This window comes from Kineosporia sp. NBRC 101677 (genome assembly GCF_030269265.1).
Taxonomy (GTDB): Bacteria; Actinomycetota; Actinomycetes; order Actinomycetales; family Kineosporiaceae; genus Kineosporia; species Kineosporia rhizophila.
This window is the reverse complement of record NZ_BSTA01000002.1, coordinates 25952-40994: the sequence shown is the minus strand read 5'-3', so window position 1 is coordinate 40994 and position 15043 is coordinate 25952. Positions and strand designations below refer to the sequence as shown.

Genomic DNA, 15043 nt, shown 5'->3' with positions numbered 1-15043 from the left:
CCGGTGGGGCGGATCGCCCGCAGAAGGGGCCTCGGTTCTCTTCAAGACCGGCCCTCCCCTGCCGATATGACCATCATGGCGCTCCGCCGTGGTGGGCCTCGAACCACTGCGGCGGAGTGCCTCCCAAATAGGCAGCAGGACCGGCGGACACCCGCCCGGGAAGCCCGCCTGCTCGCGGCCTGCGTGCAAGGATCTCGGCATGACCGCGCCGAATCCTCCGCTGAACACTCCACTCCCCGCCTGGGAACGCCGTTTCCGGGCGGGCCGGATCGGGCTGCCGGACTGGGCCGTCGAGGCCCCGGAACGGTGCTCGGTGGTGGCCACCCACCAGGGCGTCCTGGAGATGCACAGCTGGCAGCCGGGCGGTCCGCTGGTCCAGCTGACCTCGCGCCGGGAGGGCACCGCGCTCGGTGAGATCGATCCGTCCGGCGAGTGGATCTGGTGGTTCGACGACGCCGCGGGCAACGAGCACGGGATCTGGCGCCGGCAGCCGTTCGGCAGCGCACCGGGATCCGACGAGGTGGCGGTTCCCGGCCTGGCGCCGTCCTATTCGGCCGGTCTCGCCCTGGGCCCCGACGAACTGGCGGTGATCGGGCAGAACGACGACGGCTACGGCACCCGGATCCAGGTGCAGGAGAAGGGGAAGGCGCTGCGTCTGCTGTACGAGCACGAAGAGGACGCCGGGGTGGGTGGGCTCAGTGAGGACGGGACGCTGGTCGCGATCGCGCACAGCGAGCACGGCGATTCCCGGCACACGGCCCTTCGGGTGCTCCGGGTGGCGGACGGTTCGACCGTGGCCGATCTCTGGGACGGCCCCGGAAAGAGCCTGGAGCCACTGGGTTTCGCCCCCTTGGCCGGTGACCCGCGGCTGCTGGTGCTGCACGAGCGCCGGGGCCGGGGCGAGCTGCTGATCTGGGACGTGCAGTCCGGCCTCGAGGTCGAGGTGAATCTCGATGTGCCGGGCGAGATCTCGCAGGCGCAGTGGTTCCGCGACGCGGCGACGCTGCTGATCAGCGTGGACCACCAGGCGCGCACCCGGCTCTACACCTTCAGCCTGATCGACCTGAGCACGCAGCCGGCCGGGCCTTCCGACGGCACGGTGCTGGAGGCGACCACCCGGCCGGACGGGAAGGTCTGGGCGCTGTGGTCGTCCGCCGCGCAGCCCGCCGCCGTGCGTGACCTGGAGGGCGAGATGGTGCTGGCGCCGCCCGGTGAGCCCGCCCCGCCCTCGGTCACCATCGAGGACGTCTGGGTGGAAGGGCCCGGCGGTCGCATCCACGCGCTGCTGCGCCGCCCCACGTCGGCGACCGGGCCCCTGCCCATGGTCATCGACATCCACGGCGGGCCCACTGCGCACGACGGCGACTACTTCCGCGCCTACCCCAGCGCCTGGGTCGATCACGGCTTTGCCTTGTTGCAGGTGAACTATCGGGGTTCCACCGGCTACGGGTCCCAGTGGCGGGACGCGCTGGAGAAGCGCGTCGGCCACATCGAGCTGGAAGACGTGGTGGCGGTGCGCGACCACCTGGTGGAGACCGGGATCGCCGCGCCGGACCAGGTGGTGCTGGCCGGGGCCTCGTGGGGCGGCTACCTGACGCTGCTCGGGCTGGGCCTGTACCCGGACCGGTGGGCGGTGGGGGTGGCCGGGGTGCCGGTGGCCGACTACCTGGCGGCCTACGAGGACGAGATGGAGGCGCTGAAGGCGTTCGACCGCTCGTTGTTCGGCGGTTCGCCGGAGGAGGTGCCGGACAAGTACCGCGACTCCAGCCCGATCACCTACGCCGACCGGGTGGTGGCCCCAGTGCTGGTCCTGGCCGGCGAGAACGACCCGCGCTGCCCGATCCGGCAGATCGAGAACTACGTGGCGGTACTGGCCGAACGGGGGGCCGAGCACGAGGTGTACCGCTACGACGCCGGGCACGGGTCACTGGTGGACGACGAGCGGGTGCGCCAGGTGCGGGCCGAGATCGACTTCGTGAAGCGGCATCTGAACGCGTGAGCCACGAGAACCCGAGGCTCACAATCGTCTTCAATCAGGGCTCTTGAAAAGCACTGAGGGCCGGTACCTCCGGGTACCGGCCCTCAGTGCTTTCTGGCTGTTACAGGTCGCGCGCGATCAGCTCGGCGATCTGGGCCGTGTTGAGCGCGGCCCCCTTACGCAGGTTGTCGCCGGTGACGAACAGGTCGAGCGTGTTGGGGAAGTCGAGCGCCTGACGCAGCCGGCCCACGAAGGTGGGGTCGGCGCCGACGGTGTCGGCCGGGGTCGGGAACTCCTTGCCCTCCGGGTCGTCCACGACGACCACGCTGGGCGCCTCGACCAGGGCCTGACGGGCCTCGGCGACGGTGATCTCCTCGGCGAAGGTGGCGTGCACCGCGAGCGAGTGCGTGGTGACGACCGGGACCCGGACGCAGGTGGCGGACACCTTCAGGTCGGGGATACCGAGGATCTTGCGCGACTCGTTGCGGACCTTCAGCTCTTCGCTGCTCCAGCCCTCACCCTTGGCCGAACCGGCCCACGGCACCACGTTCAGGGCCAGCGGGGCCGGGAACGGCGAGGGGCCGTCGCCCAGCTTGGCGGCGATGGCGTTGCGCACGTCACCGGCCACCGAGCCGAGCGAACGGTCGTTCGCCACGACCTCGAGCTCGTCGTGCAGGCGGTCGATGCCGGGCTGACCGGCGCCCGAGGCGGCCTGGTAGGAGGCCACCACGAGCTCGGTGAGGCGCCACCGGCGGTGCAGCGCACCGAGGGCGTCGATCATGGTCAGCGTGGTGCAGTTGGGGTTGGAGATGATGCCCCGCGGGCGCTGGGCGGCCGCCTCCGGGTTCACCTCGGGCACCACCAGCGGCACATCCGGGTCCATCCGGAAGGCGCCGGAGTTGTCCACCACGATCGCGCCGCGCTCGACGGCGACCGGCGCCCACTCGGCGGAGATCTCGTCGGGCACGTCGAACATGGCGATGTCGACGCCGTCGAAGGCCTCCGGGCTGATCGCCTGGACCGCGACCTGCTCGCCGCGCACGGTGAGCAGCTTGCCGGCCGAGCGGGCCGAGGCGATCAGGCGGATCTCGCCCCAGATGTCTTCCCGCTCGGACAGGATGCCGAGCATGACGGTGCCGACCGCACCGGTCGCGCCGACGACGGCGAGGGTGGGCTTGCGGGTGCTCATCGTCCGGTACCTCCGTAGACCACGGCCTCTCCCTCGGTGCTGTCGAGGCCGAAAGCGGTGTGAATGGCGCGAACGGCGTCGTCCAGCCGCTCGGCCCGGGTGACCAGGGAGAGCCGGATCTCCGAGGTGCTGATCATCTCGATGTTGATCCCGGCCTCGGCCAGGGCGGCGAACATCTGCGCGGAGACCCCCGGGTGGCTGCGCATCCCGGCGCCGATCAGCGAGACCTTGCCGATCTGGTCGTCGTAGCGCAGCGACTCGAAGCCGATCTGCTCCTGGGCCCGGTTGAGCGCGTTCATCGCCGTCTGGCCGTCGGTCTTGGGCAGCGTGAAGGAGATGTCGGTCAGGCCGCTGCTGGCCTGCGACACGTTCTGCACGATCATGTCGAGGTTGATCTCGGCGGCGGCGACCACCTGGAAGATCTCGGCGGCCTTGCCCGGCTTGTCCGGGACCCCGACCACGGTGATCTTCGCTTCGCTCCGGTCGTGTGCGACCCCGGAGATGATCGGCTGCTCCACCACTGCTCCTTGCGTTGTGTCGACGGGCTTGTCGGTGACCCAGGTGCCTTCGCGGTGGCTGAAGGACGACCGGACGTGCACCGGAAGGCTGAAGCGGCGGGCGTACTCCACACAGCGCAGGTGCAGCACCTTGGCCCCGGAGGCGGCCATCTCCAGCATCTCCTCGCTGGTGATGCGGGCCACCTGGCGGGCCGTGGGCACGATGCGCGGGTCGGCCGTGAAGATGCCGTCCACGTCGGTGTAGATCTCGCAGACGTCCGCCTCGAGGGCGGCCGCCAGGGCGACCGCCGTGGTGTCGGAGCCGCCGCGGCCGAGCGTGGTGATGTCTTTCGTGTCCTGGCTCACACCCTGGAAGCCGGCGACGATGGCGATGTGCCCCTCGTCGAGCGCGGCCCGGATGCGGCCGGGGGTGACGTCGATGATGCGCGCCTTGCCGTGCACCCCGTCGGTGATCACCCCGGCCTGGCTGCCGGTGAACGAGCGGGCCTCCTGGCCGAGCGCGGCGATCGCCATCGCCAGCACCGCCATCGAGATGCGCTCACCGGCGGTGAGCAGCATGTCGAGCTCGCGGGCGGGCGGCAGCGGAGAGACCTTCTCGGCCAGGTCGATCAGGTCGTCGGTGGTGTCACCCATGGCGGAGACCACGACACAGACGTCGTGCCCCTGCTTTCGCGTGTCCACGATCCGGCGGGCGACCCGCTTGACGCTCTCGGCATCGGCGACGGAGGAACCGCCGTACTTCTGCACGACCAAGCTCACCGGGTCGCTCCTAGCTACTGGAAGGGCTTGCTGACGCTGCCCATTCTACCGATCTCCCGACCGTTGTCCGGCGGGGCATTTCGGCAGGTGAGATGCACGGTCAATGCCGAGTTGGTCCCCAAATCGTCCGGGCGCACGGGAGATTCGCCGGATCAATCGACGTTCAGGGCCTCGAACTCCGCATCGGCCACGGTGTCCTCCTCGACGTCGAGCCGCAGGTGACCGAGCATCGACTGCAGCACCCGCAGCGCGCTGGTGGCCCGCACGCCCCAGGTGGAGAGGTAGGAGAACTGCCACCACCACAGCGCCTCGTCGACCCGGCCGTCGCGGTAGTGCCGCAGGCCGTGGGCCAGGTCGGCGGCCACGTCGGCGAGGTCGTCGGACAGGATGCCGCGGATCAGCTCGCCGGAGGTCAGCGGGTCGACGATGTCGGCGTACTCGTCCAGGCCCTCGAGCAGGTTGGCCAGGCCGGTGCGCAGCGGGTCGATGTCCGGGTCGGGCCCGGCGTCCGGCTCGAACCGCTCGCTGGGTACCACGTCGGTGATCGCGCCCAGCCGGGCCCCGCCGAGCAGGATCTGGGAGACCGCCAGCAGCAGCACCGGGATCGCGGTGTCCGGGGACGAACCGGCGGCGACCTCGGTGAGCGCGTTCAGGTAGGTCTGCGCGTCGGTGGCCGTCTCGTCGGCCAGGTGGTGCAGCTCACGTGCCTCGTCGGCGCGCTCGTCGGTCAGGTCGATCGAGGCGCTGCCGCGGGTGCGGGCCTGCGGGATCGAGCCGGCCAGGGCCTCGTGACGGCCACGCGGCCCGGTGGGCCGGCCGAAGGCGTCCCGGCCGGTGGTGGGCCGCTGGAGCGGGTCGAACCCGTTGTTCTCGTCAGACATCGAGCAGTCTTCTCCCCTCGAAGGCCCGGCCCAGGGTGAGCTCGTCGGCGTACTCCAGGTCCCCCCCGACGGGCAGCCCGGACGCGAGCCGGGTGACCTTCAGGCCCATCGGCTTCAGCAGCCGGGCCAGATAGGTCGCGGTGGCCTCGCCCTCCAGGTTCGGATCGGTGGCGAGGATGATCTCGGTGACCTCGCCCGAGGCCAGCCGGGTGACGAGCTCCTTGACCCGCAGGTCGTCCGGGCCGACGCCCTCGATCGGGCTGATCGCCCCGCCGAGCACGTGGTAGCGGCCGCGGAACTCCCGGGTCTTCTCGATCGCGACGACGTCCTTCGACTCCTCCACGACGCACAGCACCGTGCCGTCGCGCCGGGCGTCGCTGCAGATCCGGCACAGTTCGTCGGCCGAGACGTTGCCGCAGACGACGCAGAACCGGACCTTCTCGATCACCTCGGTGAGGGCGGCGACCAGCCGGCGCACGTCGACCGGGTCGGACTGCAGGACGTGGAACGCGATCCGCTGCGCGCTCTTGGGACCGACGCCGGGGAGATGTCCCAGTTCGTCGATCAGGTCCTGCACCACGCCCTCATACACAGGTACGAGCCTACGTGCTGGGAACGACGGCGTCGCCCGGTTCAGGGCCGGTGTGCCGTGACCACCTCGTCGCCCAGGGCCGGCCAGGCCTGCCGGGACCAGTCGCCGAAGGCCAGGTCGGACAGGCAAACGCAGGCCAGGCCGGGCTCCGGGTCGACCCACAGGAACGTGCCGCCTGCGCCGAAGTGACCGAACGCACCGGCCGACACCCGGCTCCCGGCCCAGTGCCCGGGGCGGGCGAAGTTGCGCTCGAAGCCCAGCCCCCAGTCGAGCGGGTCGAAGCGGCCCAGGCCGGGCAGGATGCCGGCCCGGCCGGGGAAGTGCACGCGGACGGCCTCGTCGAGGGTCTGCCGGGCGATCAGCCGGGGCTCGAGCAGTTCGGCGGCGAACCGGGTGAGGTCGGCCGCGGTGCTGCGACCGCCGGCGGCCGGGGACCCGGGCAGCGAGGTGCTGCTCATGCCCAGCGGGGTGAGCACCGCCTCGGTGAGGTAGGTGACGAACGGGATGCCGGTGACCTGGGCGAGGTGCTCGGTGAGCACCTCGATGCCCTGGTTGGAGTAGATCCGGCGGGCACCGGGCCGGGCCACCGGGGCCGAGCCGGAGTCGAACCCGTAGCCGGCCGTGTGCGCCAGCAGGTGCTCGACCGTGGCGCCCTCGGGCCCGGCCGGGTCGGTGAGCGCGAGCGCCTCCTCCTCCAGCGCCACCAGGACGGCGTAGGTGGTGAGCAGCTTGGTCACCGAGGCGAGGGCGAACTCACGGTCCGCCTCGCCCCGGGCGGCCTCGACCCCGCCGGTGGCGGTGACCACGGCGGCGGCCGTGTTCGGTACTCCCCAGAGCTGTTCCCAGTCGTCGATGCCGGAGAGTGCGCTCACAGTTCCCGTTCCTCGATCACACGCCCGCCGAGCAGCTGCTCGACGGCCTGGACGCCCACCAGCGGAGAGGCGTCGAAGTCGGCGTCGTCGGCGCTGACGATGTCGTTGGCCAGGTCGACCACGCGCCCCTTCGGCCGCCGGTCGGGCTCGGCCGCCTCCTTGGGCTGGGGGCGCCGGGACTGCGGAGTGGACCAGCCCGCGTCCGGCGGAGCCTCGTCTTCCCGCATGGGTTCGTTCAGGTCGGGCGGGATGTCGTCGTAGGGGGTGGCCTGTGGGGTGGGCATGCCCCGGTCTTCTTCCGGCCCGGTGTTGCGGCCGGACCGGTTCTCGGCCGGGGCAGCGCCCGGTGCGCGGCCGTTCTGGTTCTGCGCCCGGGCGGCCGCGGCCGCAGCCGCCGCTCGGGCCGCTGCCGCGCCCCCCGAACGAGGCTGGGCCGCCGGGGGCTTCTGCTGCGGGGTAGGCGCAGCGGCCGGGGCCGCCGGAGCGGTGGGGGCCAGCGTGGCAGCGGGGGGCGCCGGTCGCGTGGCAACCCCGACCCCGCCTGAGGACGTTTCTGAGCCGGTTCCAGCCACGGGTTGGGTGGGTTGGGCGGCTGGGTTCTGGGAAACCTCGCTCCAGGCCGAGGCCTGCGGCGCGGTCGGGTTGGAAGGACGCTCGGCCCAGCCCCCGGTGGAGGCCGCGCGGGGCTGGGGAGCCGGGTGCGAGGCCACCGGTGCGGTCGGCTGGGTGGACGCGGCCGAGGCCATCGGCGTGGCCACCGCCGGAGCTACCGAGGGGGCAGCTGCGGGGGCGGCTGAGGGACCGCCTGGCGGCGCGGGCGGCCCGGGCGGGTTGCTAGGGCGGGCGTCACCACCACCTCCCCCACGGAACTCGCTGGTGACCATGGCCTCGACCACGCACTCCAGGCCGATCACCTCGTGCACGGCCTGCCGCATGAAGTTGGCGTGCGGGCCCCGGCCGAAGGTCTGCAGCAGACCGGCCGAACTGAACCCGAGCAGGAGCCGGCGCCCGTCGTAGTCGAGCACCTGGGCGTTCGGCGAGACCAGCGCCCAGGTGCTGAGCTTGATCGAGCGCACGGCGTCGAGCACGCCCGTCCAGTTGTGCCGGACCGCTTCCAGGTCACCCCCACCGGCTTGCGCCGCGGGAGCGGACGGGGCCGGCTGAGCGGCCGGAGCGCTCTGGGGAGCCGGGGGCGCGGAGTGCGGCGCGGCGGCCGCCGGAGCGGGCGGCGGGGTGGCCTCGACCGGAGCGGGTGCCGCGGAAGGAATCAGACCGGAACCTTCGGGCCCGGGGCCCACCGACGTCTTCAAACTGCTCTCGCCGACCTGGCCGGAACCTGCCTCGGCGCCCGTGGAGGGTGCAGTGCCGGTGCCGTTCGGGCGACCGATCGCGGCTCGCACGGCAGCCAGCCCCGAAGACCTGCCCTGCGGGCTCGCCGGATCGGCGACCACCGGAGCCGGGCCGGCCGGGGCAACGGCGGGGACTGCGGGGACGGTGGCGGCCGTACCGGCGGCCGGCGCGAGGCCCGAGCTGATCCGTCGTTCGAGGCGGTCGACGCGGGCGCCCAGACCACGCTGCTCGTCGTCGGCGCCGGGCAGGAGCAACCGGGCGCAGAGCAGTTCCAGCTGCAGCCGGGGGGAGGTCGCGCCGGTCATCTCGGTGAGGGCGGCGTTGGCCACGTCGGCGGCCCGGGACAGCTCGGCCGCCCCGAACCGGGCGGCCTGGTTGCGCAGCCGTTCCAGCTGGTCGTCGGGCATGCCCCGGAAGACCGCGTGCCCGCCGTCCCGGACCGCGGCCACCACCAGCAGGTCGCGCAGCCGCTCGAGCAGGTCCTCGACGAAGCGCCGGGGGTCGTGCCCGGACTCGATCACCCGGTCGACCACCCGGAACACGGTGGCCCCGTCCCCCGCCGCGAGGGCGTCGGCCACGTCGTCGAGCAGGGTCGAGTCGGTGTAGCCGAGCAGGCCGATCGCGGTGGCGTAGGTCAGGCCCTCCTCGCCGGAGCCGCCGATCAGCTGGTCCAGCACCGACAGCGTGTCCCGCACCGAGCCGGTGCCGGCCCGCACCACCAGCGGCAGGACCCCCTTGCCGACCTGCACGTCCTCCCGCTCGCAGAGCTCGGCCAGGTACTGGGTCAGCCGCTCGGGCGGGACCAGCCGGAAGGGGTAGTGGTGGGTTCGCGAGCGGATCGTGCCGATGACCTTCTCCGGCTCGGTGGTCGCGAAGATGAACCGGATGTGCTCCGGCGGCTCCTCGACGATCTTCAGCAGGGCGTTGAAGCCCTGCGGCGAGACCATGTGCGCCTCGTCGATGATGAAGACCTTGTAGCGGTCCCGGACCGGGGCGAAGGCCGCGCGCTCGCGCAGGTCACGGGCGTCGTCGACACCACCGTGACTGGCCGCGTCGATCTCCACCACGTCGAGGCTGCCGGGACCGCCGCGGGCCAGGTCGACGCACGACGGGCAGACCCCGCAGGGGGTGGAGGTGGGGCCCTGCTCGCAGTTCAGGCAGCGGGCGAGGATGCGCGCGCTGGTGGTCTTGCCGCAACCGCGCGGGCCGGAGAACAGGTACGCGTGGTTGACCCGGTTCTTGTTCAGCGCCACCGAGAGCGGACCGGTGACCTGCTCCTGACCGATCACCTCGGCGAAGGACTCGGGCCGGTAACGGCGGTAGAGAGCAGTCGTCACGGCCGTCAGCCTAGGCCAGTCGGGCGGGCCCGTTCAGGTCCGATCCGAGGTCGGGGACAACTGCACCCGAATGCCCGTACCGGGCGGGCCGGCCAGGCAAAGAAAAGGACCCCCCGCACACCCGCCAGAGCCCGCCTACCCTTGCTGCCTTCCGGCCCTGGGGGGGTTCAGCTGGATGACGCCGCACGAGGGGTCTGCGCATCACTGTACCGAATCCGGAAGGGCCGTCCGACCACCCCCACCCGGTGAGCCCTCCGGGGGACGGCGCGAACCGCCGGGAACCCCCCACGTGCACGAGCACTCCCCGGAGGTGGCTAGACTCTCCCACGGAGGATTCGCCTAGTGGCCTATGGCGCTCGCTTGGAAAGCGGGTTGGGTTAACGCCCTCAGGGGTTCAAATCCCCTATCCTCCGCCAGCTGCGGCGGCCCGTTCTCGCTCGGACACGTGCGAGAACGGGCCGACCCGGGCAGCTCCCCCCCTTCTGAGGACGAAGCGTCGCGATCCGGTGGCCCAGAGTCAGGCAACTGGCGCCGAGGACGACTGAGACGACACAATCCCGAGGGTGATTTTCAAGGCAGTCGGCGAGGGCCGTCCGTATCCCGACCACGGGTACAGCACGTCCAAGCAGTGGTCCGACGTGCCCCCCAGCCAGGTCCGGCTGGACGACCTGGTGACCACCAAGCGCACCCTCGACCTGGACGCTCTGCTGTCCGAGGACTCCACCTTCTTCGGTGACCTGTTCGCCCATGTCGTTCAGTACCGGGGCACGCTCTACCTGGAAGATGGACTGCACCGCGCGGTCCGCGCCGCGCTGCACCAGCGGCCCGTGCTGCACGCCCGGGTGCTGGTCGTGGATGCTCAGGACGGCAAAGTGGGGGCTGCGCCCAGGAGCTGAGCCGTCCGTGCCCGAGGGGGGCGTGGCCGATGGGGTTCAGCACCGAGGTGCTCTCGCGCGAAGAACGGCGCCGGCGCACCCGCAGGCGGCAGGCACTGACGTTCACCGCCCTGTTCGTGGTGGTGCTGCTGGTCACGGTCGGGGCACTGGGGAACTGGTTGCAGTGGTGGAACATCGGGCCCTCCCAGGGGCAGCGTCCGCCCTGCCCGGCGCAGACCGTCAGCCCTCCCAACCAGGTTCCGGTGACCGTGTTCAACGCGACCGCCCGGCGCGGTCTGGCCAACGCCGTGGCCAAAGAGTTGCGGCAGCGCCGATTCCGGGTGCTGGGTATCGGTAACGACCCCACCACCGGCGTGATCGCCACCGCCGTGTCGATCCGCTACGGGGCAGGCGACGAGATCCGGGCCCACACCGTCGCCCTGCAGTTCTCCGGCGAGGTGAAGATGCTGCCGGACCCCCAGGCGCGCGAGGACCACTCGGTGGACGTGGTGATCGGCGGCCGCTACCGGCAGATGCAGACCCGGGACCGGGCCGCCGCCGCCCTCGCCCCGGTCGCGACTCCGCGCGGCTGCCGGCCCGCCGGCTCCACCTGACCCGCAAAAGAGCACGCCCTGCGGCCCGGGCCGAGCCCGGACGACGGAACGGGCAAGACTGTCGGTGGTGGTGCGTACTGTCGTCAAACGTCATCAGGTGGTGCTCAACGGCACCACCGAACGGCTCGACGAGCAGGCGGGGGGTCGCCATGTGCCTGAGGTGCCAGGGGTGGAGCGAAGAGGAGCTGCTGGCCAGGAGCCGGCGCGACATCGAGGTGCACGGGTGGGGTCTGATCCACGTCGAGGGCGGTGCCGAGGCCGGGCTCACCTACACCGTGGGGCTGACTCGGTTCCACGGTCATCCGGAGCTGGTGGTCAGTGGGCTCGAGGCCGAAGAGGCAGCCGGGCTGCTAAGTGAGCTGGCCGAGGACGTGCGGGCCGGGCTCCGGCTGGCCGACGGTGACGTGCTGGCCGAGCAGTGCTGCCCGGATCATCGGCTGCAGCTGGTCCGGGTCCACGATCCGCGGCTGCTGGCCCAGGCCCAGCAGATCTACGCCAGTTCCGCCGGGCTGGTCCCGGCCCTGCAGGTGGTCTACACCGACGACGGCGGCCACTGGCCGTGGGAACACAGCTGGGCCGACGGGCACTGGTGCCAGCCGGTGTTCGGCCGGCCACTGCGTAGCTGAGCAGCGGCCGCTGCACCGGGCGGCTCAGACCGAGGCGTGCCCGCTTCCCACGCTGCCGACACTTCCGGCCGGCCTCGCCTCGACGGCGTCCAGGTCGATCCGCAGGGGCCGGGAGGGCAGGAAGGAGGGCACGTGCCGGGCCGGGCTGGGCGCTCCCACCCCGGTCCGGATCCCGTTCGGTGAGGTCACCGCGGTCCCCGGTACCGGGATCGAGGTGGGCGGCACGGCGCTGGGCGGCACCGTCACCGTGGAGGTGGGCGCCGGGCCGGCCTTGATCACCCCGAGCCGGGCCAGCTGGTGGATCGCGACGGTGGTGGCGAAGACGCCGTGGCCGAGCATCCAGGCGATGTCGAGCGGGGTGGTGGTGCCGTTGGCCAGGGCCGCGATGTTCCACTGGGTGGCGGTCAGCCGGATCCGCTCGACCGGCAGCTGGGGCGCCCGCTGGATCGGGGCGTCCATCCGCACGCCGCGGGTCATCCGGGCCAGCACGGCCTTTCGGCGCTCCACCTCGGTGAGCACCTCGGCCACGCTGAAGGTGCGCACCGGTTCGCACCAGTGCCAGGCACCGGGGCGGAACCGGGCCACCGCGCCGGTCGCATCGGGCACCACCGCGCCCAGCGTGACCAGCGCCGCATCGGCCAGCGCGGTGCGGCGCAGCACCTCGGCGTCGAAGGCCGAGGTGGCCTCGCCGCCGAGCAACTGCGAGGCGGCCGATACGGCCGCGTCGATCCGGCCCCGGCGCAACGACGAGACCAGCCGCGCCCAGCTGCGCTCGTCGGTGTAGGTGGGCCGCAGCAGCAACGCCTCGATCCCCGGGGTCAGCACCGACTCCACGTAGCCGATCCGGCCGTTGACCAGGTAGACCGTCCCGCCCCAGCGGCCGTTCAGGTACAGCGCGCCGGTGGCCTGGTCGTCGGCCAGGTCGAAGAGCCGGTCGTAGGCGGTCTCCTCCGGCTCGGGCGGGGGCGGGACCGGTGGCTGGGTGCTCTCGCTGGAGCGGCCCCGGCCGGTCCAGCGCCCCCAGACGCTAGGAGGCATTGCCGGACTCGATCGCCGGGGGCTGGGTCGCGTGCCTGAGCAACGGCCCCAGGGCGCGCAACTGCTGCCGGGCCAGAGCGAGGTTGGTCCGCGCACGGTCGAGACTCACGACCACGAGCAGACCATCCACCCCGGCCTCGGGCAAAGGCGTGATCAGGTGGTGGCGCCGGCCGAAGGTGATGGTCACATCCTCCAGTTCGTCCGGGTCGCCGAGGCTGGACGTCATCAGGCCGATCACCTGGACCACGTCGCTGGCCGCGGCGGAGATCGTGGCCGCGAACGCCCCCTGGTCGCTCACGTCGGCACCGCTGTCGGCGTCGTTGGCGGGCTTGCCCACGACGGTGTCCAGCACGAAGGCCGAATCCGGTTCGACCAGGCATGCGGTGACCAGCCCGTCCAGGCTCTGCAAACGGGCCAGGACGGCATGGACCGCGTCGGAGCCGCCCGAGGGGACGCCAAGGGAGGCTGGTGGTGCGTTCACCGGCATCAAACCCTGCTCAGCGGCTGCTGTGACAACCGGCAAAGCACTATCACATCGCTATCACGAGGCACAGATATCGAACTCGATTCTCTTTCGTCTTCTTCACGACTTCTTGACGATGCCCCCGCCTGAGTGCAGTATTCTGCCGCTCACGAATTGTTACAAGCGCCCCGTTACATCAGGTTCGATCCGCAGCCTGTCAAGCGCATCCGGTGAACTCGCGTGATACGCCGAAACGGGCACTCCGACCTTACCCGACACATGCTTGTGTCACCGTCGAAATGAGACTGGAGTTCTTCCCGTGGACATCGACACAGCCCTCAAAGAAGCCATGGAGATCGACGGAGCGCTGGGCGTGAGCCTGGTCGACTACGGAAGTGGAATGTCGCTCGGAAGCCTGGGCGGCGGCAAGTACCTCGACCTGGAGGTTGCCTCGGCCGGCAACACCGAGGTGGTCCGGGCCAAGATGCGCACCCTGGAGTCGCTGGGGATGCAGGAGACGATCGACGACATCCTGATCACCCTGGGCCGGCAGTACCACATCATCCGGCTGATCCGCGGGCAGGCGGCCAGCGGCCTGTTCATGTACCTGGCGCTGGACAAGACCAAGGCCAACCTGGCCCTGGCCCGTCACCACCTCAAGCGCATCGAGGGCGAGCTCGCGATTTGAGCCGCCCCCGGCCCGGTTCGCGTCGGCCGAGCACGGTCGCCGCGAGCCGGTCGCCCCACCCGTCCACCTCAACGAAAGTCGGCTGCCCGCGATGACGGTCCAGGAAGCCGAGCATCCGGCGATCGACGTTCTGCGGGTGCTCGCGATCAGCCGGAGCTCGGGTGCCCTGGAGGTGCGGGGCCTGCCCGGCGGCGCGTTCTTCCTGCACGAGGGTGAGGTGACCTACGCCGAGACCATCGGTGTGCCACCGGTTCCCGAGAACAGCGACACCGATCCCGAACTACCCTCGATGATCCGCTCGACCATCCTCGAGGCCGGCGTCGAGATGCTGACCGGGCGCCGCGCCGAGGGTGAGCGGCCCCTGTTCCGGCCGGGCCGACGGCACTGGACCGGCCTGCGCTGCCGGGTCGCGGTCGAGCACCTGCTGGCCGAGATCACCGATCTGATCGCCCATTTCCGGCGGCTCGGGATCAGCCCGGACGACGAGGTCCGGCTGTGCTGGCTGCCGCGCGGCCGGACGGTCGTGCTCGACTCCCAGGAATGGGCGTTGACCGGGCGCCTCACCAGCGCCCAGAGCCCGCGGGTGCTGGCCCGCCGTTCCGGCCTTCCGCTCACCGCAACGCTGGCCAGCATCGCCTCGATGATCTCGTCGGGAGTGGCCAAGCTGGTGCACACCGAGGCTCCGGCCGAGGCCACCAGGACGGCGGCCCCGGCGCCGACCGACATCCCGGCGGCCCCTCGGCCCCAGGCCCCGGAGACCGGCCCGCTGGACACGGCCGACCGCCCGGTGTCGGCCTCCGCGATCCTGACCGCCTCCAAGCCCATCACCACCCCTCCGGCACCGGACCGACTGCCTCGCCGGCGGCCGCGAACGGTGGAGACGGACAAGGTCGAGGCCGAACCGCAGAAGCCGGCAGCCCCGGCCCCACCACCACCGCCGCCGATCCCCCTGCCCGAGGATCTCGACCCGAACAGCCGGGTGGCCATTGCCCTGCGGGTTCTCGAGGGCCTGAAGCGACTCTGAGGTCACGCCGGTATTGACGCCGAATTCAGCCACACCGAATTGCTGCAGTCACCGGATTCCCTCGGGTTTCCAGAACCACAGCGGATACCAGGCGTTTCTCCGGGATCAAATGTCACCGTCATTCATCGCTACGGCAATGCGGCCTTTTCTCTGCACCCGCGATGCATTTATCGGCGAACGGTCTTGACACGCTGAAGCCGAAGAGCAAAAGCGAAGGGCGCGGTACCCCTGGATCGGGG

14 protein-coding genes, 1 tRNA gene and 1 other RNA gene are annotated in these 15043 nt (G+C 71.5%); 7 read left to right on the top strand and 9 right to left on the bottom strand.

The features are described from left to right. Nucleotides 1–199: 199 nt before the first annotated feature. Nucleotides 200–1999 carry a S9 family peptidase gene (locus QSK18_RS05710; RefSeq protein ID WP_232810436.1) on the top strand — a complete coding sequence of 600 codons (1800 nt, stop codon included), beginning with the start codon at nucleotides 200–202 and terminating at the stop codon, nucleotides 1997–1999. Between the two features lie 100 nt (nucleotides 2000–2099). On the opposite strand, the gene QSK18_RS05705 is transcribed toward QSK18_RS05710, so the two are convergent. The 7 genes from QSK18_RS05705 to ffs all read right to left on the bottom strand — a co-directional run bounded on the left by QSK18_RS05705 (nucleotide 2100) and on the right by ffs (nucleotide 9674). Continuing rightward, complete coding sequence (locus QSK18_RS05705; RefSeq protein WP_232810437.1) at nucleotides 2100–3167, bottom strand: aspartate-semialdehyde dehydrogenase; 1068 nt, start codon at nucleotides 3165–3167, stop codon at nucleotides 2100–2102. Beyond that, a complete protein-coding gene (locus QSK18_RS05700) occupies nucleotides 3164–4444 on the bottom strand; it encodes an aspartate kinase (protein WP_285616941.1) in 1281 nt (426 codons plus the stop codon). The genes QSK18_RS05705 and QSK18_RS05700 overlap by 4 nt, the downstream gene beginning before the upstream one ends. Before the next feature lie 152 nt (nucleotides 4445–4596). After that, the gene (locus QSK18_RS05695) at nucleotides 4597–5325 is read right to left on the bottom strand and encodes a DUF5063 domain-containing protein (RefSeq protein ID WP_232815215.1); all 729 of its coding nucleotides are present in this window, start codon (nucleotides 5323–5325) and stop codon (nucleotides 4597–4599) included. Continuing rightward, entirely contained in the window at nucleotides 5318–5917 is a 600-nt protein-coding gene (gene recR, locus QSK18_RS05690) for a recombination mediator RecR (RefSeq protein ID WP_232815214.1), read from the bottom strand. The genes QSK18_RS05695 and recR overlap by 8 nt, the downstream gene beginning before the upstream one ends. A 41-nt stretch (nucleotides 5918–5958) precedes the next feature. Next, nucleotides 5959–6789 (bottom strand): serine hydrolase domain-containing protein, encoded by an 831-nt coding sequence (locus tag QSK18_RS05685; RefSeq protein ID WP_232815213.1) that lies wholly within the window; start codon nucleotides 6787–6789, stop codon nucleotides 5959–5961. Continuing rightward, nucleotides 6786–9476, bottom strand: a complete 2691-nt coding sequence (locus QSK18_RS05680) for a DNA polymerase III subunit gamma and tau (RefSeq protein ID WP_285616937.1) — start codon at nucleotides 9474–9476, stop codon at nucleotides 6786–6788. The genes QSK18_RS05685 and QSK18_RS05680 overlap by 4 nt, the downstream gene beginning before the upstream one ends. A 101-nt stretch (nucleotides 9477–9577) precedes the next feature. Then, an RNA gene (gene ffs / locus QSK18_RS05675) (signal recognition particle sRNA small type) lies at nucleotides 9578–9674 on the bottom strand. Between the two features lie 130 nt (nucleotides 9675–9804). On the opposite strand from ffs, the gene QSK18_RS05670 reads away from it, so the two are divergent. From QSK18_RS05670 to QSK18_RS05655, 4 genes are all read left to right on the top strand, one after another. Beyond that, a tRNA-Ser gene (locus QSK18_RS05670) sits at nucleotides 9805–9892 on the top strand. 147 nt (nucleotides 9893–10039) lie between these two features. Beyond that, the gene (locus QSK18_RS05665; protein ID WP_232815211.1) at nucleotides 10040–10372 is read left to right on the top strand and encodes a type II toxin-antitoxin system VapB family antitoxin; all 333 of its coding nucleotides are present in this window, start codon (nucleotides 10040–10042) and stop codon (nucleotides 10370–10372) included. A 29-nt stretch (nucleotides 10373–10401) separates the two neighbouring features. Then, on the top strand, nucleotides 10402–10965 hold the full coding sequence (locus QSK18_RS05660) for a LytR C-terminal domain-containing protein (RefSeq protein WP_232815210.1): 564 nt from the start codon (nucleotides 10402–10404) through the stop codon (nucleotides 10963–10965). 149 nt (nucleotides 10966–11114) lie between these two features. Then, nucleotides 11115–11591 (top strand): DUF4262 domain-containing protein, encoded by a 477-nt coding sequence (locus QSK18_RS05655; RefSeq protein ID WP_232815209.1) that lies wholly within the window; start codon nucleotides 11115–11117, stop codon nucleotides 11589–11591. A 24-nt stretch (nucleotides 11592–11615) separates the two neighbouring features. Here QSK18_RS05655 and QSK18_RS05650 read toward each other — a convergent pair whose 3' ends face one another. Together QSK18_RS05650 and QSK18_RS05645 are read right to left on the bottom strand one after the other, a co-directional pair. Further along, complete coding sequence (locus QSK18_RS05650; RefSeq protein ID WP_232815208.1) at nucleotides 11616–12629, bottom strand: hypothetical protein; 1014 nt, start codon at nucleotides 12627–12629, stop codon at nucleotides 11616–11618. Beyond that, on the bottom strand, nucleotides 12619–13110 hold the full coding sequence (locus QSK18_RS05645; protein ID WP_232815207.1) for a hypothetical protein: 492 nt from the start codon (nucleotides 13108–13110) through the stop codon (nucleotides 12619–12621). The genes QSK18_RS05650 and QSK18_RS05645 overlap by 11 nt, the downstream gene beginning before the upstream one ends. A 301-nt stretch (nucleotides 13111–13411) precedes the next feature. Here QSK18_RS05645 and QSK18_RS05640 point away from each other — a divergent pair, with 301 nt between their 5' ends. Next, nucleotides 13412–13780, top strand: coding sequence for a hypothetical protein (locus tag QSK18_RS05640; RefSeq protein ID WP_232815206.1), 369 nt, complete (start codon nucleotides 13412–13414; stop codon nucleotides 13778–13780). A gap of 91 nt (nucleotides 13781–13871) precedes the next feature. Beyond that, entirely contained in the window at nucleotides 13872–14804 is a 933-nt protein-coding gene (locus tag QSK18_RS05635; RefSeq protein WP_285616935.1) for a hypothetical protein, read from the top strand. Nucleotides 14805–15043: the final 239 nt, after the last annotated feature.

Coding starts and splice junctions, on each gene's coding strand:
- QSK18_RS05710 (WP_232810436.1), top strand. CDS start 200: ATGACCGCGCCGAATCCTCCGCTGAACACTCCACTCCCCGCCTGGGAA.
- QSK18_RS05705 (WP_232810437.1), bottom strand. CDS start 3,167: ATGAGCACCCGCAAGCCCACCCTCGCCGTCGTCGGCGCGACCGGTGCG.
- QSK18_RS05695 (WP_232815215.1), bottom strand. CDS start 5,325: ATGTCTGACGAGAACAACGGGTTCGACCCGCTCCAGCGGCCCACCACC.
- QSK18_RS05660 (WP_232815210.1), top strand. CDS start 10,402: ATGGGGTTCAGCACCGAGGTGCTCTCGCGCGAAGAACGGCGCCGGCGC.
- QSK18_RS05655 (WP_232815209.1), top strand. CDS start 11,115: ATGTGCCTGAGGTGCCAGGGGTGGAGCGAAGAGGAGCTGCTGGCCAGG.
- QSK18_RS05650 (WP_232815208.1), bottom strand. CDS start 12,629: ATGCCTCCTAGCGTCTGGGGGCGCTGGACCGGCCGGGGCCGCTCCAGC.
- QSK18_RS05635 (WP_285616935.1), top strand. CDS start 13,872: ATGACGGTCCAGGAAGCCGAGCATCCGGCGATCGACGTTCTGCGGGTG.